Annotated in this window: 15 protein-coding genes; 9 read left to right on the top strand and 6 right to left on the bottom strand. The window is 38.3% G+C overall.

Annotation, left to right across the window (positions count from 1 at the left end; all coding sequences use genetic code 11):
• Positions 1–80: 80 nt before the first annotated feature.
• The 5 genes from SB028_RS05410 (at position 81) to SB028_RS05390 (ending at position 10,824) form a co-directional block, all read left to right on the top strand.
• The gene (locus tag SB028_RS05410; RefSeq protein ID WP_069370088.1) at positions 81–3,809 is read left to right on the top strand and encodes a DUF4132 domain-containing protein; all 3,729 of its coding nucleotides are present in this window, start codon (positions 81–83) and stop codon (positions 3,807–3,809) included.
• A 25-nt stretch (positions 3,810–3,834) separates the two neighbouring features.
• Positions 3,835–4,944: an ATP-binding protein gene (locus tag SB028_RS05405; protein WP_069370087.1), complete on the top strand. Its 1,110-nt coding sequence runs from the start codon at positions 3,835–3,837 to the stop codon at positions 4,942–4,944.
• 99 nt (positions 4,945–5,043) lie between these two features.
• Complete coding sequence (locus SB028_RS05400) at positions 5,044–7,626, top strand: DUF5682 family protein (protein WP_248620340.1); 2,583 nt, start codon at positions 5,044–5,046, stop codon at positions 7,624–7,626.
• Positions 7,613–8,767, top strand: coding sequence for a VWA domain-containing protein (locus SB028_RS05395; protein WP_069370085.1), 1,155 nt, complete (start codon positions 7,613–7,615; stop codon positions 8,765–8,767). Before SB028_RS05400 ends, SB028_RS05395 begins: the two co-directional genes overlap by 14 nt.
• Positions 8,764–10,824, top strand: a complete 2,061-nt coding sequence (locus SB028_RS05390; protein ID WP_069370084.1) for an SWIM zinc finger family protein — start codon at positions 8,764–8,766, stop codon at positions 10,822–10,824. The genes SB028_RS05395 and SB028_RS05390 overlap by 4 nt, the downstream gene beginning before the upstream one ends.
• Positions 10,825–10,896: 72 nt before the next feature.
• On the opposite strand, the gene SB028_RS05385 is transcribed toward SB028_RS05390, so the two are convergent.
• The 5 genes from SB028_RS05385 to seqA form a co-directional block, all read right to left on the bottom strand.
• Entirely contained in the window at positions 10,897–11,640 is a 744-nt protein-coding gene (locus tag SB028_RS05385) for a type 2 GTP cyclohydrolase I (RefSeq protein ID WP_069370083.1), read from the bottom strand.
• 223 nt (positions 11,641–11,863) lie between these two features.
• A complete protein-coding gene (locus SB028_RS05380) occupies positions 11,864–12,070 on the bottom strand; it encodes a YbfA family protein (protein WP_069370082.1) in 207 nt (68 codons plus the stop codon).
• 531 nt (positions 12,071–12,601) lie between these two features.
• Entirely contained in the window at positions 12,602–13,084 is a 483-nt protein-coding gene (locus tag SB028_RS05375; RefSeq protein WP_069370081.1) for a DUF1456 family protein, read from the bottom strand.
• A 146-nt stretch (positions 13,085–13,230) separates the two neighbouring features.
• Positions 13,231–14,871 carry a phosphoglucomutase (alpha-D-glucose-1,6-bisphosphate-dependent) gene (gene pgm, locus SB028_RS05370; RefSeq protein ID WP_069370080.1) on the bottom strand — a complete coding sequence of 547 codons (1,641 nt, stop codon included), beginning with the start codon at positions 14,869–14,871 and terminating at the stop codon, positions 13,231–13,233.
• Between the two features lie 74 nt (positions 14,872–14,945).
• A complete protein-coding gene (gene seqA, locus SB028_RS05365; protein ID WP_069370079.1) occupies positions 14,946–15,497 on the bottom strand; it encodes a replication initiation negative regulator SeqA in 552 nt (183 codons plus the stop codon).
• Between the two features lie 459 nt (positions 15,498–15,956).
• Here seqA and ybfF point away from each other — a divergent pair, with 459 nt between their 5' ends.
• The 4 genes from ybfF (at position 15,957) to fur (ending at position 18,647) form a co-directional block, all read left to right on the top strand.
• Positions 15,957–16,739, top strand: coding sequence for an esterase (gene ybfF, locus SB028_RS05360; protein WP_069370078.1), 783 nt, complete (start codon positions 15,957–15,959; stop codon positions 16,737–16,739).
• Positions 16,740–16,900: 161 nt separating this feature from the next.
• Positions 16,901–17,209 (top strand): LexA regulated protein, encoded by a 309-nt coding sequence (gene ybfE, locus SB028_RS05355; RefSeq protein WP_069370119.1) that lies wholly within the window; start codon positions 16,901–16,903, stop codon positions 17,207–17,209.
• Between the two features lie 275 nt (positions 17,210–17,484).
• A complete protein-coding gene (fldA, locus tag SB028_RS05350) occupies positions 17,485–18,012 on the top strand; it encodes a flavodoxin FldA (RefSeq protein ID WP_069370077.1) in 528 nt (175 codons plus the stop codon).
• A gap of 188 nt (positions 18,013–18,200) precedes the next feature.
• Positions 18,201–18,647 carry a ferric iron uptake transcriptional regulator gene (gene fur, locus SB028_RS05345; protein ID WP_023581171.1) on the top strand — a complete coding sequence of 149 codons (447 nt, stop codon included), beginning with the start codon at positions 18,201–18,203 and terminating at the stop codon, positions 18,645–18,647.
• A 79-nt stretch (positions 18,648–18,726) separates the two neighbouring features.
• Here fur and SB028_RS05340 read toward each other — a convergent pair whose 3' ends face one another.
• Positions 18,727–19,566: a DUF817 domain-containing protein gene (locus SB028_RS05340; RefSeq protein ID WP_069370076.1), complete on the bottom strand. Its 840-nt coding sequence runs from the start codon at positions 19,564–19,566 to the stop codon at positions 18,727–18,729.
• Positions 19,567–19,668 lie beyond the last annotated feature (102 nt).

Genomic DNA, 19,668 nt, shown 5'->3' with positions numbered 1-19,668 from the left:
GATAGTGAGAATCAAATTGTTCGTTTCGCTATTTCATGGTAAAAAAAACTGTTTATCCATACATAGCTTAAGGAACTGGCGTGATAAAAAAAATCTTAGATATTCTCCCTCTTTTTGGGAAAAAAGACGTTGATATTACTGAAAAATATCTTCAAGAATCTCTTATCCTGCTCGCTGTATTTGATGAAAGTTTACCTAAACGTGCATTAGAGTATGTGCTTACAGGTACAAATCCTGAAATTCTATTTGAATTAAATAAACTGGATGCAGCAAAAGCCGCCGTTTATTTTCATCGCGCAGGGACATTAGAGTGGTGGTATGCCAGTAATATTGACACAGGAAAGTACAGTAAAGTTATCACCCAAGGCCTTAATGCTCGTCATAAGCTCTACTCAAAAGTTGGTGAAAGCTTCTCCTTAGAACAAGTGGCTCGTTATGCAAAGGTCATTGCTGCTGCATGTCAGGACATCAATATCAAAGTGACAACAACGCAAGTGCCAACTTGGGTTCTTTATCTCTTAGTTGATGCGTTTTATACCACTTACGATAATGCACGTAATCTTAATTTAGAACATCGTAAACATTGGAGTATGGAGTTTATTGCCAATATGGTCGAAGCAGAGGCCAATATTGCAGGTGAAAATGCTTTATTCGCGGTGTTTGATCGAAAAGATATTTCTGAATACTATGCCTCTAATCTTAAGCGTATTTATGAATTAAGTGATTTAAAAAACTATCTAATTTCACATCAAGAATTTATTAGAACAGAATTAATTGAACATTTGTCTGCAAATGGCTTAGTTGAGTTAATTAATTATCTCAATAAAAACACCGTATTACGTGACACTTTTGCTGATATTATTGTGTTACTTGCCACCAGCAGCTTAAAAAGCGTTAAAAAAGCCGCTGAGCCAATTTTAATCACCTTACCACCTGAAATTGTTAAAGAAAATCTTACCCATGTTTTAATGAATGGTACGCCTAAACAACGTACTCAAGCAGCAGATTTATTTGCACGCCAAGGTGAAAACCGTGATGTACTTGAAGAAGCGTTAAAACATGAAACCTCAAAAGCGGTAATCAAAAGTATTGAAAGCGCCCTACTACGCTTTAATGTTGCAGATGATGCCAATACCGTAGAGGCAATTGAGACACCTGATTTTGCTCCATTAGAAGATACGCCATTACCGGATAGCGTTCGCGATATAATGGTCAATAACTTCAATGAAATGTTAGTTAAAGCAAAGGAAAATGCTGAACGTGAAATTGAAGAAAATAAAACATCTAAACATTCTTATAATTGGGCACAACGCCATTATAAAGATTTATCTAAGATTGATGAGAAACAGTGTCGTGCATTAGTGGATAAATTGAATAGTGGACAAGGCACTATTCAATCAAATGAAATTCAAATCATTAAACACAAAAATCGTATTCCTAATTTACCTGAATACACGCTGTTCCATGCAGTACGTGTGATAAACAATAATCGCCAACATGCGGATCACTTTTCCTCTCACTATTTTAATGGTGATATTCCTGAGCGTTTATTTAGTGATATTGAATTGCGTCATCTCGAAGATGTGCTACAACGTTGTAACTTTAAAAATGCAACCCGCCTGACAGCCGCATTATGTTTAGAATCTTATCAAGATGGTTTACGCCGTTTTCGTAAACCAGAACAAGTTTGGCCTTTCTTCTCTCAACATACCGATTATATTGCAGAAGCGCTAAACTTAATGCCAAATCAAAGTGAACACCGCTATCGCCAATTCGAAACATCACAAGGTATTGAAGTATTAAGCCGTTTTCCAACCATTCCTGCACAATTCGTACCCCGAATTATGGAATTAGCATTAGGTGAAAATAAAACACACCGCGTTTCTGCACAAAAATTATTAGAAACCTTGCCTAATATTCACTTAAGTGCGCAAGAAGGTTTAGCTTCAAGTAAACAAGAAATTCGTGTTACCACTATTGAGTGGCTGGCTCGTTTAAAAAATCCCGAATCATTACCAGCACTGAATGCCTTATTGAAGAAAGAAAAACGCGAAATCGTCCGCGCCTCTTTATTAACCGCGTTAGAGCAACTTGGTGAAGATATCTCAAGCTATTTATCACCAAAAACCTTACTAGCTGAAGCTGAAAAAGGGCTTAAAGCCAAAGCCCCTGCAAGCCTTGCTTGGTTTAACTTTGAGGCTATTCCTGCTTTAACGTGGGAAAACAAAAAAGCCGTTGATCCCGCCATTATTCGTTGGTGGATTATTCTGGCAGTAAAACTCAAAATGCCAGGAGGAAACGCATTATTACAACGTTATATCGGCCTACTTTCTACCGATAGCCAACATAAACTTTCTAGTTTTATTCTGCATACTTTCGTGGCTCAAGATATTAAAGGTCCATCACTTGAAGAAGCGATGGTAGAAGCACAACGCGAAGCCCCAGGACGTTTAAGTAATTATCAAAACTGGGCGAAGCGCTATCCTGAGTACTACGCTAAATATGAAAACTACACGTTAGAACAAGTGGTTGAAGAGATTAAAAACGAGGTATTACGTCGTTATTTAGGCTCTGCAATCAGTGATAAAGGCATGTTAGCGCTTATCTGTGGTATCGAAGGTCATGTTGCGGTATCTGTATTACGTAACTATATGCGTGATCACTATCAGCGCCGTGCGCAAATTGAAGCGATGATTGACGCCGTAGCATCAAGCAATGATCCGATTATTATTCAGCTTCTTCTTTCATTATCACGCCGTTATCGCACCGCATCGGTTCAAGAAAAAGCCCGTAATTTAGTCACACAAATTGCTGAACGTAATGGCTGGAGTTCAGATGAATTAGCCGATAGAACCATTCCAACCGCGGGCTTTGATGATACGGGGACATTAGTGCTGGAATATGGTGAACGTATCTTTACTGCGAAGATGGATGCAAAACAGAAACTGGTCTTGTTTAATCCTGAAGGTAAAGAGGTTAAAGCCTTACCTGCTGCACGTAAAAATGACGATGCAGAACTTATCAAAGAAGCGAAGAAACTCTTCACTTCAAGTAAAAAAGAACTTAAGCAAGTTATTGAGCTACAAAGTGTACGCTTATATGAAGCAATGTGTGCTCAACGTCAGTGGTTAAGCGCAGATTGGCAAGAATATATCTTAGCTCACCCAATCATGCATAAATTGATTGAACAACTGGTTTGGCAAGAAGTAAAAGATGGCGAGGTTATTAATACATTCCGCCCTTCTGATGACGGTGCATTGCTTGATCTAGAAGATGATGAAGTGACTTTACAAAATGATTCGTTGATCCAACTTGCTCACGCAGCATTGGTTAATGAAGATGAACGTAAGGCATGGATCGCTCATTTTAAAGATTACAAAGTGAAATTCTTGTTCTCTCAAATGGAGCATAAGATCCCAGAATTAGATCTGAAACAAACTGAAGTGGAAGATAGAAAAGGCTGGATCACAGATACCTTCACTTTACGCGGCATCCTCACCAAAATGGGTTATCAACGAGGCCCTGCTGAAGATGGTGGCTCGTTCTCACACTATTACAAATTCTTCTCTAGTTTAAACTACTACGTGAATATCGGTTTCAGTGGGAGCTATGTGCCAGAAGAAAACATTCCAGCAGTCTTATTTGATTTGAGCTTTGAGAAAAATCAGCAAGATTACTGGGATCGTAATAATGTTGAGCTAAAAGATGTCCCCCCCATTCTATTAGCAGAAAGTTATGCTGATTATTTAAAAGTCGCTGACGCTTGTGCAGGATTTGATCCTGAATGGGAAAAGAAAACACCTTGGTAAAAGATAGGGATAATTAGGAAAAAATATGGCTAAAAAAGCACCCGCAGATCAACAAGCAATTAGGGAAAGCGCTGAAGTTCGATTTGCTCAAGAGTTAGCACGTTTAACCAAAGCTGATACTAATAACCCGAAACCACAAGGATGGCTTCGCTCTCCTCGTGCTGTACGCCAATTTATTTTAGGTGATGATGCATTAGGTATCACACCTAAGTTTTTTGGCGATGATGCATTAGTAGATCGCGCAATTGTCACATTATTGGGTAAACAAGGTTTAATGCTAGTGGGTGAACCCGGCACCGCAAAATCGATGCTTTCCGAGCTTTTTGCTGCCGCTATCAGTGGTGATTCAGGATTAACGATCCAAGGCACGGCTGGCACAACAGAAGATCATATTAAGTATTCTTGGAACTATGCTTTGCTATTAGCAGAAGGCCCAACAGAGCGCGCTTTAGTGGGCTCGCCGCTTTATCAAGGTATGTTACAAGGTAAAATTGTTCGCTTTGAAGAGATAACCCGTTGTCCTCCTGAAATTCAGGACGTACTGGTTTCTTTGATGTCAGAAAAACAGTTAATGATCCCCGAAATGGGTGATGGTGCGCGTATTAGTGCAAAACCTGGATTTAACCTTATCGGTACAGCAAACTTACGCGATCGTGGTGTCCACGAGATGTCTGCCGCATTAAAGCGTCGTTTTAATTTCGAAACGGTGAAACCTATTCGCGATCCGGCATTCGAAATTAGCTTGATCCAATCACAGCTAGAAAATGAACTAGGCGCTTTAGCCAATGAAATTACTGTACCCACGAATGTTGTAGAATTACTGGTCACGACATTCCAAGAGTTACGTTCAGGTAATACGAAAGAGGGTGGCAATATCAAAACACCTGATGCAGTGATGTCAACGGCAGAAGCGGTGAATATTGCTTATGCTTGTGCCTTAGAAGCGCATTATTTAGGCGATGGTGTGATGAATGCTGGCGCAATTGCCCGTCAATTAATTGGTGTTGTATTAAAAGACAATGCCGATGATATCAAACGTATTCGTTATTACATGGACAATGTCGCTAGAGAAAGAGCGAGAAACAGTAAAGAGTGGAAAGCTTTTTTTGATGCATCAAAAGCGTTTTGGCAATAAAACGCTAAGACTCTTGGTTACACATTAAATTACGTTATTTATCTATTAAAGGCAGAGTTAATTCACTCTGCCTTTTCACCCAGAAAAGGGATCGACACGGTGACGCTACCTTCAATACCTTTACCAGAAAGAATTGACCACGCACGACTGAAATGGACGTCGTTACAGCAACAACATCTCTATTTTGCCCCTGTACGTCACCATAGCCCAGCTTGTGCTTATGCAGTTTTATCATTAATTGATTCTGTAAAACCTGATTATATTTTAATTGAAGGTCCAGATACTTTTAATTCGCTTATTCCTAGTCTAACAGATAAAAATACCCTACCTCCCGTTGCGATTATGGGGCAAGCAGAATATTTGAATAATGATGGAAACCAAGAAGAGCGTGAAAAATCACTCCATTCTGCCTATTTTCCATTTTGTGAATATTCCCCTGAATGGCAAGCGTTGCGGGGGGGATTACGCATCAATGCAAAAACACGTTTTATCGATTTACCTTGGGCGGCACAAGTTAATAACGAAGAGTATAGCGACTCACAAAGTCGTAGCTTACAAAAAGAACGTTATTTAGCACATAGCCAGTTTATCGCGCAATTAGCCAAAAAGTGTCGCTGTCGTGATCATGATGATGTTTGGGAACATCTTTTTGAATTACGCAATATTGAAGCCTTGATAGATTGGCAAACCTTTTTCAATGACACCTTTATTTGGTGCGCACTTGCTCGTCTTGATTACGAACCCGAAGTGCTTGAGTCTGAGGGCTCTTCACAGCGTGAAGCGCATATGCTCACTCATATTCAAACCATCAAACAGCAAGAGCCTGATGCCAAAATTTTGATCGTAACGGGAGGATTCCATACCCTTGCATTAATTGAAGGTCTAGCTAATTCACAATCTCAATCTTTCGCCATTTCTAAGACAGAACAAAAGCAATTCACTAAAATGCAAAAAATGGGCGAAAATGAACAAGCGTGGCTTATTCGCTACAGTTTTGACAGATTAGATGCACTTAATGGTTATGCTTCCGGCATGCCTTCTCCCGCATTTTATCAACAAGTTTGGCAAAGTTTAATGCAACAACATCATGATAAATTAGAGCATAATGATGCAGCAAAACAGCCAACTCAAGTTTATCGTAATAAAATGGGGATCGCTTTTCTAAGCTCCGTGGCTCAGGCAATCAGAGAAAAACAATTTGATAATCCACCTAGCTATTTAGCGGTAAAACTTGCCGCTGAACAGAGTTTACGCCTCGCGTTGCTAAGAGATCACGCGGGTACAGGTCGCTATGATTTGCTCGATGGTTTACAAAGTGCCTTTATTAAGGGCAGTTTAGATGATAGCCAAAGTGAATTATGGACTGAAATTAAAACCTGCTTTTCAGGTTATCTCTTAGGACAAATTCCATTAGGCACGGCAACCCCGCCTTTAGTCAATGAAACCTATGAACGAGCTAAAGCTTTTCGTTTCAAACTTGATGATACTTTAGCAAAAACAACTAAGTGTGATGTCTACCGTAACCCACAACATCGCTTAAGGAGTCGCTTTTTACATTTATTGGCTTTCTTAGAGATCCATTTTGCCCACCGTATCAATGGCCCAGATTTCCTTTCTGGTCACCAATTAGATCTGTTATTTGAAGAATGGCAATACGCTTGGACACCCAATGTGGAAGGCGAACTCATTTCATTATCAGAAAAAGGCGCTCAACTTGAAACCATCGCCCTAAATAAACTGTTATCAATGGAAAAACAGCTTGAAGAACAAGGGCAAAGTCGTTCAAGCCAGAGTGCAGTCACGTTATTAATCCAAGCAGCATTAATCGGACTTCACCAGCGTATACCATCACTGTTTAAACTGTTAGATAGCTATATTCAGCAAGATTTTCGTCTTGAGTCACTCACTCAATGTGGACATAAACTGATCCATTTATGGCGAGGTCGTCAATATCTTGATATTACTGATGAACTTTCACTGGAAAATCGCCTACATCAAGTTATTCCACAAGCTTTCTTTTGTTTAGAACAATTGACTCAAGGTGATGAACAACAACAAGAAAGCAATTTACAAGCACTGCTCTCTTTGCGTGAATTAATTGAATTTATGCCATCACTGAATAATCAGCATGATTATAAAAGTGATTTTTATCATCAACTTAATCGCCTTGATGGTCAATTAGATACAGTGCCTTTATTAAAAGGTGCCGTAGATGCATTACGTTATCTAGGTTCATATATTGATGAAAATACGCTAGTTACCGCGCTAAATACGGCTTTTAGTACAGGGAGTTCTCCTGAACACGCCATTGGTTATTTCGTTGGTATAATGCGAACCGCGCCAGAGCTAATTATTCGCCTACCGTTATTAGTCGATCACTTAAATACCTTATTACTGCAATGGGATGAAGAACGATTTATTCAGATCTTACCTGATCTGCGTTTTGCTTTTAGCCAACTTAATCCCAAACAAAATGCAGAGCTTGCACAATATATTGCCAACGATATTGGTTTAGATACGCAAGCATTATCTTTGTGGCAGTCAGAATTTAGTGCTAAACAGATGCTTGAAGCCACTAAACTCCATCAAAAATTACAACAGCGAATAATGGAACAAGGCATGATTTCTTGGTTTGATGCTAAGAAAAAAGAGAAAGGAGATACAACTCATGAGTCAGAATAATGACAATATGCCTGAAGATAAAATAAAACAAGCAAAACGCTGGCGCCTGATTTTAGGTCAATATGCTGATGATGCGCTTGGGCAAGCGACGTTTAATGCCGATGACTTAAAAGTTGAACGTACACTCGACTTTCTCTATCGCCGAGAATATCAGCGCCGAGGTCTTCGCCAAGAACGAGGACGTCATGGCTCACTCGATGCGTCGCAACTTACTGCGGTAAACTGGTTAAATCAAGCTCGTAAACTATTCCCTAATAGTACATTTGAGCGTATGCAATCCCAAGCAATTGAACGTTATCAAATCAGTAGTTTTCTTAAAGATCCCAATACGTTAAAAGCGATGGAACCCACAAAAGCATTAGCTAAAACATTATTAAGCTTACGTGGACGTATGAGTGAAGAAACGCGAGATGCGGTTAAAACCATTATTCGTAAAGTGGTTGATGATATTTTGCGTCAAATTCGCAATAACTTTCGCCAATCATTAACAGGTCGCCGTAACCGTTTTAGGCGCTCTTTGGTGCCTAATAGTCGCAACTTTGATTGGCGCGCAACTATTGCTGCAAATTTAAAGCATTATGATACCCAAAATCGTCGCTTAGTGATTGAAACACCTTATTTTAACTCACGGATGCAACAGCATTTTCCGTGGGATGTTATTCTCTGCGTTGACCAAAGTGCATCAATGTCGAGTTCTATTATGTATGCTGCTGTTTGTGCCAGTATTTTAGCTTCATTGCCTGCCGTTAATGTCTCTTTAGTGGTTTTTGATACTCAAGTTGTCGATTTATCACATTTAGCTGACGATCCCGTTGAAGTTTTAATGACGGTACAATTGGGAGGCGGTACTGATATTGCTAGTGCAATGCAATACTGTGAAAGTTTGGTCAAAAATCCTAAACGCACCGTTATTTCACTTATCAGTGACTTTGAAGAAGGTGGCTCATTAAACCGCCTACTAGATTGCACACAACGCCTTAATAGCCAACAAGTTAAATTATTAGGGCTTGCGGCACTTGATGATGAAGCTCAACCTGCTTATGACTCTGCGATTGCACAAAAACTTGCAGATAGAGGCATGCAAGTTGCTGCGTTAACTCCAGAACATTTCGCACAATGGTTGGCAGAGGTAATGCAATGAGTTGGCAAACTGTTTACTTTCATTACGATGAAGATGCGCTCACTGTATTTGCTAATGCAGGATTATTAAGGCGCGCAAAAAAAGATATTGATAACAAAAAAGTGTCTCTCACTAATGCTAATACAGGCCAATTTAATAGTGACGGACAAAATGTTGTTTTACACGAAGCGGGGATCCAACAAGCCAGTTGTGACTGTTCTGCATCGGGTTGTTGTAAACATATTTTAGCTGCCGTTTTGTGGCTTCAAGCCAATAATAATGCGGATAATTCAAATAGTGAAATATCATCCGAAGCCCTTACTGAACCTGTTGGATCACCTCCTCTGTTACCCACGCTATTGGCTCTTGATCCAGAAATATTAATCAAAAAAGCAGGAAAACCTGCCTGTCGTGTGGCGATTAAATTAGTTGAACAATGGGAAACGACAACATTAAATTTAGAAGACACAGGGACACAGTTAAAAATTCAACTCCCTGATGTTGATGAGCCTGTTATTTTCTTACAAGGTAGCGGTTACGATGGTATGTTATCGCCTTTTTCTGACTCACAGAAAAAGGCATTTCACCTTGCTATTGTGGCGAAAATATTTGAACAACATGCTCAACCATGGGGTTGGCCTGAAGATTTAATCATTGTGCAATCGTCAAAGCGTCCTCTCAATGAAGATGAGTTAGCGTTAATTATGACCGTTGAACAATTTATTTATGATTTATTGCGTCAAGGGCTATCACATATTAGCGTAAGCAGTGCGACACAATTGCACTTATTGAATATGTCGGCTCGAGCAGAAGGTTTACCACGTTTAGCATCTTATTTGCGGACATTAAGCACCCAAGTAAAACTATTGGCAGAAAGACATTTTACGATGGATGAGAGCAATGTCTTACGCTTGTTAGCTCATATTTCAGCCTATCTATTCCAATTATCCAATGCAACGCCAGAACAGTTAAACGTGTTACGAGGACAGCTTCGTCGTCAATATGACAGTAAAAAAACCAGTCTCTCACTGATCCCTGTTGGTGCAAACTGGTGGACGGCACAAAGTGGTGCATTAGGAGCAACCTTTACCTTTTGGGATAAAGAAGAAAAACAACTCTTACAAGCGACACAAGCACGTCCGAATCAACTTGATACTCTGTTTAACCGTTATAGTGTTTGGAATAGTTTATCGTTATGGAAACAAACATCCGATAAGTTAATGCGCCGCCCTTTTTTATTACAAGAACCTCGTATTTCTGATGAAGGAAAACTGGCGACTATTGGCGACAGTTTTGCACAAAGCCAAACTGATTTTCTTGATATTACGGATTATCACAATCTACAAACAGAATTAGGGATCAACAATTGGCAAGAGTTACCAGACTATTTTGCTAATCAACCTGAAGGATTTCTTTCTCCTCTCGTCTTACATATCAAAAGCTATAAGCCATTAATTTGGTATGAAATAGAGCAGTGTGTTATTTGGGATGTTTCAGATAATCATGATAATTCAGCCTTCTTACGTCTTTATTGGGACGGGGCAATGCAAAATAATCTGGAAGAATTACGATATCTCACTAAGCGTGAATTAGAGATAGTTGCAATCACAGTGCAGCCTGTTCGACGTGATTTAAATATCGATTTATTGCCAACAACCATTTGGCTTAAAACGACAAAAGGTATTGAGCTGTTTTATCTCGATTTTGATCAATTTCCACGCAAGAAAAAACAATCCGAATTTATTAACCGCATTCAAGAATATATGGCTAAACGTAAGCAACAAACGGCAATGCATCACAGCGAACCGACTTTAGCACAAAAATTTTGCCGCCCTATTTTGTCCGTATTGGAAGCCCAAGCATGTACGGGAAGAGAATTACTTTCTGAAATGCAAAAAGAGCAGTTAGAAATAAGCAAGCATACGGCTGACGATTTAGGAATGACATTCATTGCCAACCAATTAACGCGTTATCTAGCGTTAACGACACGTGATCCCCAGGCTTTATTACAGTTAATTTGGTTATGCGATAATCTGCAACAATTACAAAGCCCATTACCCATTCAGCTTAATGAGTAATAAGTCGTAATAAGCAAAAAAGCTATCTCTCTTTAATAAGAGAGATAGCTTATAAGATAAAAATAAATAGGCTTATGCTGGATTATCAATATCAATAAACGTCACATCGAAGTGATGTGTTTGAGCCAGCCACTCACCTAATGCTTTAATACCATAACGCTCTGTCGCATGGTGTCCTGCCGCAAAAAAATGAACACCCATTTCTCTTGCGATATGAATAGTCTGTTCTGATACTTCACCTGTCACAAAAGCATCCACTCCCTGCTCTGCGGCATCTTGAATAAAGCCCTGTCCCCCCCCCGTACACCAAGCGATATTACGAATAGTTTCAGGTGCATTATCACCACAATGCAATACATTGCGTTGTAACGCTTTTTCTAAACGTTCTTTTAATTCAAGAGGCGTTAAAGGCAAATCAAACACACCTTTAGGCACTAACGGTAAGATTTCACCTTCAACTTTAACGCCCATTTTTAACGCTAATTGCGCATTGTTACCTAAAATAGGATGGGCATCTAAAGGTAAGTGATAACCAAACAGATTGATATCATTACAAAGCAGTGTTTTTAAGCGATTACGCTTCATTGAACGGATAACTACTGGCTCATTTTTCCAAAAATAACCATGGTGAACTAATACCGCATCGGCATTTAAACGTACCGCTTCATCAAGTAATGCCTGACTTGCCGTTACACCGGTGACTATTTTTTGAATATGAGGTCGTCCTTCAACTTGAAGCCCATTAGGTGCATAATCTTGAAAGTTCTCAATACTTAACTTCTCATTAATCACTAATTCCAGATCAGTATTTTTCATTTTATTTATTTCCCTGTTATCACGAATGCCACTATTTATATAACAATAAGATAAATAGCAATAGGTTAATCGCCTTCGTTTAAATGGCTCATTACTGTTTATTGTAACGTAAAAACTAAAAATTATTTGAAGATAAGGGGAAACAAGAAGGTAGTGCTCGAAAAGAGGGGAAAGGGAAGGTAAAAATAACGCCTACTTTTGTAGGCGTTATCTTAATATTCTGTTATTTGTGACTATTTAGTGCCATTTCTGATTTTGCCAACCAAACGGGTTTATCGCTTGTTTTAGACCATACGCGATGTAAATAGCTATAAAACTGAGCGCGTTTAGGATGAAAAATCATAACAGGAAAGGCCACAATACCTAGCGCTACCGCACCAGTACGACGGGCTAAAACATGTTTTTTAGTGTATTCGTTATAAGCTGGCATAGTGTTCTCCTGCATAAAATGATTGATGTTGAAATATTACCTCATTTGATGAAATTTTACTACTGATCAGACCACTTATTTTGTGCGAAAAATCACCTTTATTTGGCTTGATATGTAATTAAATTTCATAATGGAAACAAAAAAGAAACATTTTAAACATAATCATTAACAAAATAAGATCAGTGTTTTTACTTAATAAAAGTTGCAGTAAATAATTTTGAGAATAAATTATCAAAAAAGAAAAAAATCAAATAAGAGAAGAGAGGTAGGATATTCAAGAATGCGGATTTTAGCGAAAAACGCCGTAAACCCTCGCCCAGTGCGGGCGGGGAGCAGTCACCAGTGAGTAATGAGATATTTATTCAGGGAAATCAAGAGGATCAACATCCATTGAATGAGAAATAAGGCGAGCAATCAGTCAGGTATTATTTTTTGATAGATAACACCATAAAAAAACACCCCAAAATCGAAAACCAATTTTGGGGTATCATTCAATAAATAGAGAATTTTATATCTTAAAATTCCCTAAACTTATTTCTTCACCGTTTTGCCTTTACCACGTAGGGTTTCGGTTAACCCTTTAAGAAAATATCTTACTAGCTGATCACCGCAGTTACGGTAGTTTTTATGTCCTGGCTTACGAAATATCGCACTAAGCTCTGGTTTAGAGACACGGAAGTCTGCAAGCTCATAAATTTTTAAAATATCCACATCTTTTAATTCGAAAGCGACACGCAGTTTTTTTAAGATAATATTATTGGTTATACGCTTTTCAACTTCAGGTGCTGGAAAATTCTCATCTTTTCCGCGACGATAAAAAATTAAACCATTTAAAAAATGTCCCATCGCATTATCGTCACATTCTACAAACTCGGGTTCATCATCTTTTTTCAGCCAACGATTAACTAACTCTTTTGTGACTGTGAAATCTGCTAGTTTCATGATTTCAACAACATGTGCATCACTAAGATCCAGCATGTAACGTACACTTCGTAAAACAAAATTATTTTGCATTGTATTGATTATCCACTCTATTTTTAATTCTAAATCAACCTCAATGATGGATATCAATGCTGTGATCTAAAAATATTCAATAATTAAAAAAATACACTCTACCTTTAGGCAGAGTGTATTCTATATAAATAGTTTATTGCACTAACTTATTTGTTAGCAAAAACATTATTTACTATTTCGATGGCTTCTTTTTCAATTAATTCACGATGCTCAGGACCACGGAAGCTTTCACAATAAATCTTATAGGCTTCTTCAGTACCCGAAGGACGAGCCGCAAACCAACCGTAATCCGTCATCACTTTTAAGCCACCAATAGAGGCACCATTACCCGATGCATGCGTTAAACGCGCAGTAATAGGATCACCTGCTAATGTGCTCGCAGTTACCATTTCAGGTGATAAACGTGACAACAGCGATTTTTGTTCATGTGTTGCAGATGCTTGAATACGATTATAGCTTGGTGAGCCAAAACGTTGCGCTAATTCGTTGTAATGTTCTTGCGGATCTTTACCTGTTACTGCTTTCATTTCAGCCGCCAGCAGACATAAAATGATACCGTCTTTGTCAGTTGACCATGGTTTACCATTAAAACGTAAGAAAGATGCACCAGCACTCTCTTCACCACCAAAGCCAAACTCACCACTAAATAAGCCTTGAACGAACCATTTAAAACCCACAGGTACTTCAACTAGCTCACGACCTAAATCTGCCACAACACGGTCAATCATTGCACTTGAAACCAGTGTTTTACCCACTTTTACATCTTTAGCCCATTGTGGGCGATGACGGAAAAGATAATTAATTGCCGCGGCTAAATAGTGGTTAGGATTCATTAAACCAGAAGGAGTCACAATACCATGGCGATCGTAATCTGGATCGTTCGCAAAGGCTAAATCAAATTTATCACGTAGTTGTAATAAACCTTCCATTGCCCATGGGGACGAACAGTCCATCCGGATAACACCATCATGATCAAGCGTCATAAAACGGAATGTTTGATCCACTTGATCATTAACTAATTCAAGCTCAAGATCATAATACTCACCAATACGTTTCCAGTATTCAATACCAGAACCACCTAATGGATCAACACCCAATTTTAAGCCTGCTTTCTTAATTGCTTCCATATCAACAACGTCACCTAACGCTTTGACATAAGGCATAATTAAGTCTTGAGCTTGAATATAACCACTTGCTAATGCTTCATCATAAGAAAGGCGCTTGATCCCTGCTAAATTGTTCTCAAGCAGTTCATTAGCACGTTTTTCAATAACAGAAGTTAAATCTGTATCAGCAGGCCCACCATTTGATGGATTATATTTAATACCGCCATCTTCAGGTGGATTATGAGATGGTGTGATCACGATACCATCAGCAATATCTTGATGTGCTTCGTTGTATGTCAAAATAGAAAAAGAGACTGCGGGTGTTGGTGTATAGCCATTATTTTCTTGAATAATCACTTTAACTTTATTGGCAGCAAGCACTTCTAAAACAGAAATAAATGCAGGCTCTGATAGTCCATGGGTATCTTTACCCACATAACATGGTCCTGTTACTCCATTTTTAGCACGTACTTCAGCAATAGCCTGTGCAATTGCCAAAATATGCGTTTCATTAAAGCTATGGCGATTCGCACTTCCACGATGACCAGATGTACCAAATTTCACACGATGAGCGTTATTGTTAGCTTGTGGTTTAAGTGAATAATATTGAGACGTTAATTGCGCCACATTAATAAGATCACTTTGGCGAGTATGCTGCCCTGCTCTTGGATGAATTGCCACAAATCTTCTCCTATTTGACATCACAATCACGCTTTAAACAAAAGCCTTTGCAATGCATCAATTAACAATAGTGGTTAGATAGTTCCACACACCTTATCAATCTCATTTGCAGGGAATTGCATATCCTGCATGATGCTTTGTACCATCGTTCTTTTACGCTCTGTATTTGAGTTAGTGATAACCCAAAACGGCGTGCCTGAAATATGGCGCGGTTTTGTATGACGTCCACTATCGAGTAATGTTTGTTCATCACCAGCAAAATAGATACGTGTTCGTCCATGTACTGTTTCAGCAGATTGAGTAAATGTAGCGCTATCTAGGCTATATAATGTAGACAGGATCTGTAAAAAGCGATCAACTGATTTTGTTTTTTCTGCGTAACTGTCAGATAACAGCAGTTCTCGCATTTCACGGATCGGATTTTTTGCTGGTGTAATAGGTGTAGGTTCAGCTTCCTGTTTAATAACAGGTGCTTGTACTGACTCAGTGACAACGACTGGTTGTACGGGCTGTTTGGCATCGAGCTTCAGTAGACGCCTTAAAATATCTGAAGCGCTTTCACCGATATGTCTAGTTTCGCTAGCAATATAGCGGTAAAGTTCGTCATCAATTTCTATCTTTTTCATTGCTACCCAGTACTGTTTTCAAAAAAAAGTAATCAGGATTATAAGATATAATCTTTAAAAACAAAATAGGTAAAATTTCAATAACTTAAAGAGGATCTCTTCATGATCCTACTGTTTTAAAGGCTAAGCTCGGTATTTATCCTATTGTTTATCTTGGTATCATCTTCTATTCTTTGAACTTATTCGCAAAAAATCAGTTTTAAACTTCACCCTATCCCACCACCACAGTCCAGATGATATAAAATTCCAATTATTTATTTTTGAGCAATGTCAATATTTTAAGTTTTTAAATAAATTTAGAATATATATCTATATAATTTTATTTTTATAGTTTTTTATAAAATTTTCTTTATCAATTATTACTAAGCTTTAATACTCTTTCATATTATTGCGATAAGTTGGCTTAGCATCTTGTGCATGTCATCATAGAAGAAAATCGCAATCATCTTGGTCATTAATATGAAACTCAATACATTATTAAATTATCAATTACATCAACCAGAAACGACACCGACATCGAGTTTACCTATCGTCTTGATCCATGGCCTTTTTGGTGATCTTAATAATTTAGGCGTTTTAGGTCGTGCACTTCGTCAAGATAATACCGTGATACAAATTGATGTACGTAACCATGGACACTCTCCTCATAGCGAAAGTATGAATTATCAAGATATGGCACAAGATGTGCTCACATTGCTTGATAGTTTAACTATCTCAAAAGCCATTATTATTGGGCACTCAATGGGAGGAAAAATTGCAATGGCGATGACAGCATTAGCCCCCAAACGTATCGCCAACATTATTGTTATTGATATGTCGCCTGTTGCTTATAACGTTCGCCGCCATGACAAAATTTTTGCTGCGCTTGAAGCCGTAACAAAATCTGGAGTTACACGCCGTCAAGATGCGGCGGAAATCATGCGTCCTTTTATTAAAGAGGAAGGCGTGATCCCGTTTTTACTCAAATCATTCAAAAATGGTGAATGGCTATTTAATTTGCCTGCAATAAAAAATGCTTATTCAGACATTATTGGCTGGCAAGAGGTGCCTGCTTGGCATCATCCAGTGTTATTTATTCGTGGCGGTTTATCACCTTATATTTTAGATGAGTATCGTGAAAACATCGCTCGTCAATTTCCTCTCGCGACTGCCTTTGTTGTCGCAAATACAGGGCATTGGGTACATTCAGAAAAACCCGATACGGTTATTAAAGCCATCCGTCGTTTTCTAGAGAAAGCTTAGTAGAATGTATAATTATTGTGCTTAAAAATAGCGTCTGTTGATAAAAAGACCAAATCACAATAGGTTAAACACAGGAAGCAGTGGCGAGACAACACTATGTGGGGTATTATTGGGCGTTTCGCAATTTAGTCATTGGTATACGCCCTTTCACAGCAAAATTTATGGCAAAAGAACAAACTGATCGCACCACACTGGATTTGTTCGCAGATGAACGCAGACCTGGGCGACCTAAAACGAACCCGCTTTCTCGGGATGAACAGCTTAGAATTAATAAACGCAATCAATTAAGACGTGACAGAGTTAATGGCTTACGTCGAGTTGAGTTAAAATTAAATGAAGATGCTGTGAATGCTCTCAATGAGTTGGCGACAGAAAAAAACGTCAGTCGTAGTGAGCTTATTGAAGAAATACTACTAGAGCAATTGGCGCAAAATCACGCTTTAAAAAGGTATCAAAACAAAAATAGCTAGCAGATAAATCACACAAATTCGACAGAATTAACCTGCTATTTTCGTCAAAATACGTTTTTAGTTTTCTATAATGAAAACATAATGCTTATCTTTCACTAGTAATTGTTCAAACACAGACAATATACTCTAAATATTTTGAAGTGTAGCTAAATGACGAGAGAATGAGTCACTAGAAACATACAACAAGAAGTATGTGTTTGGTAAAAATATACGTAGTCAATAACGCTACAATTTAAAATATAACGAATTTAGAATAAAAGAGGTTATCTCACTTTATGGCACTCATAGGAATATTCTTCGGTAGTGATACTGGCAACACTGAAAATATTGCCAAAATGCTTCAAGAAAGACTGGGCGCTGACAATGCCGAAGTACATGATATTGCAAAATCCAGTCAAGAAGACATCGAAGCATTCGATATTCTGTTACTAGGTATTCCTACTTGGTATTATGGTGAAGCACAGTGTGATTGGGATGACTTTTTCCCAACACTAGAAGATATTGATTTCAATGGTAAGCTTGTTGCACTATTTGGTTGTGGTGACCAAGAGGATTATGCAGAATATTTCTGTGATGCAATGGGTACGATCCGCGATATTATTGAGCCTCGTGGTGCCGTTATCGTAGGACACTGGCCAACTGAAGGTTATCATTTCGAAGCCTCTAAAGGGCTTGCTGATGATAATCATTTTATCGGTCTTGCAATTGATGAAGATCGTCAACCAGAATTAACCGAAGAGCGTGTTGACGCTTGGGTTGCTCAGATCAAAGAAGAAATGAGCCTAGACGAAATTCTGGGATAACGTAAACACTCAAATTGAGAATGATAATTATTCAATGGTGTGCTAAGATAGTGTGATAGGTGGGGTGTTTATTTTTAAATATCATGCCTATAATCAATAAGGTTATTTATTCACCCGAGTATTAATGAATAAAGCCTATTTGTGAGCACAAAAATTAAATTCACCATTAGCAACAGGATTAAATCCGCATGACCGACAATAATAAAGCGTTAAAAAATGCTGGGTTAAAAGTTACACTTCCTCGCTTAAAGATCTTGGAAGTGCTCCAGGATCCTGAGTGCCATCATGTCAGTGCTGAAGATCTCTACAAAAAACTCATCGATATCGGTGAAGAGATTGGTCTGGCAACAGTGTATCGCGTCTTAAACCAATTTGATGATGCTGGTATTGTTACCCGACATAATTTTGAAGGTGGTAAATCAGTATTTGAATTAACTCAACAACACCATCATGACCATTTAATTTGTCTTGATTGTGGTAAAGTTATCGAGTTTACAGACGATGCAATTGAATTACGCCAAAGAAACATCGCTGAACGTCATGGTATCAAACTTTCCAATCATAGCCTTTATTTATATGGCCACTGCGCTGAAGGTAATTGTAAAGAAGATAGCCACGCACATGATGAGAAATAATTCATTCTGGATAATCTCTCAGTAAAAAAAAGGAACTGTGAACAGTTCCTTTTTTATTGACTAAAATTCGAGGTGAGCGCTATTTTACCACTCTGACACTGTATTTAATATGCTTTAAATGTACTACGATGGTAAATGTAACGATGACTAATAGCGACCAAGAGCCCCACTTACCTGCATGTACAGCAGACCAAGCCCCAATTTGGTTAGGATATTGCCAAACACCAAAAAATGTACCGAAATTCTCAGCAAGCCAAATAAAGAAACCTATCAGAACAAAAGCGAGTAATAAGGGCATTTTTCGCTCTGTATCATAAGGCGTAAAATAAACCACACTGCGGGCATAAAGACCTAAAATAAAAGCCGTTAAGTACCATCGATAATCACCAATAAAGTGATGAGAAAAGAAATTAATATAAATCGCAAGAGCAACTAATGTTGCAAGCCAATAAGGTGGGTAATTATCTATACGAACTTTTAAAAAACGCCATGCTTGAATTAAATAGCTTCCTACCGCGGAATACATAAATCCTGTAAACAAAGGAACTTCCCATAATTTTGTGTAAGCAAAATCAGGATATTTCCATGAACCAATTGCCGCTGATGTTTTAAATAACTCCATTACAAAACCAACAATGTGGAAAAAACAAATCGCTTTTAATTCATCCCATGTTTCTAACTTTCCCCACACCATCCATAATTGAAAAGCGATAGCGAGAATAAGCAGCACATCATAGCGAGGTATACCCAAAATGCCTGTACTTGGTGTTGCAAATAAAATAAAAAAGAAAAATCCCGCAAATAAACAAGAACGCGCTTCTTTCACACCAAAAAAAAGAAATTCAACAATAAATCGTTTTATACCTTTGAAAGGCTTCAACGGTGGGTCTAATAAAAAATCATCCAATCGCTTTAACATGCTTCTTCCTGAAAATTCGCATTAACAAACAACCATCAATGCAGAATAATAAATAAGGTGAGATAAAATGAATGACAAAAAATTTGCCATAGAAACCAAAAA

The sequence above is a fragment of the Proteus vulgaris genome (genome assembly GCF_033708015.1).
GTDB lineage: Bacteria > Pseudomonadota > Gammaproteobacteria > Enterobacterales > Enterobacteriaceae > Proteus.
The sequence above is the reverse complement of the archived record's forward strand: the minus strand, read 5'-3'. Positions and strand labels throughout refer to the sequence as shown.

Excerpts from the sequence above, each read along its gene's own strand:
- SB028_RS05375 (WP_069370081.1), bottom strand. The coding sequence starts at position 13,084 with ATGCAAAATAATTTTGTTTTACGAAGTGTACGTTACATGCTGGATCTT.
- seqA (WP_069370079.1), bottom strand. The coding sequence starts at position 15,497 with ATGAAAAAGATAGAAATTGATGACGAACTTTACCGCTATATTGCTAGC.
- SB028_RS05385 (WP_069370083.1), bottom strand. The coding sequence starts at position 11,640 with ATGAAAAATACTGATCTGGAATTAGTGATTAATGAGAAGTTAAGTATT.
- SB028_RS05395 (WP_069370085.1), top strand. The coding sequence starts at position 7,613 with ATGAGTCAGAATAATGACAATATGCCTGAAGATAAAATAAAACAAGCA.
- SB028_RS05405 (WP_069370087.1), top strand. The coding sequence starts at position 3,835 with ATGGCTAAAAAAGCACCCGCAGATCAACAAGCAATTAGGGAAAGCGCT.
- SB028_RS05390 (WP_069370084.1), top strand. The coding sequence starts at position 8,764 with ATGAGTTGGCAAACTGTTTACTTTCATTACGATGAAGATGCGCTCACT.
- fur (WP_023581171.1), top strand. The coding sequence starts at position 18,201 with ATGACCGACAATAATAAAGCGTTAAAAAATGCTGGGTTAAAAGTTACA.
- SB028_RS05380 (WP_069370082.1), bottom strand. The coding sequence starts at position 12,070 with ATGCCAGCTTATAACGAATACACTAAAAAACATGTTTTAGCCCGTCGT.
- SB028_RS05340 (WP_069370076.1), bottom strand. The coding sequence starts at position 19,566 with ATGTTAAAGCGATTGGATGATTTTTTATTAGACCCACCGTTGAAGCCT.
- fldA (WP_069370077.1), top strand. The coding sequence starts at position 17,485 with ATGGCACTCATAGGAATATTCTTCGGTAGTGATACTGGCAACACTGAA.
- ybfE (WP_069370119.1), top strand. The coding sequence starts at position 16,901 with ATGGCAAAAGAACAAACTGATCGCACCACACTGGATTTGTTCGCAGAT.
- ybfF (WP_069370078.1), top strand. The coding sequence starts at position 15,957 with ATGAAACTCAATACATTATTAAATTATCAATTACATCAACCAGAAACG.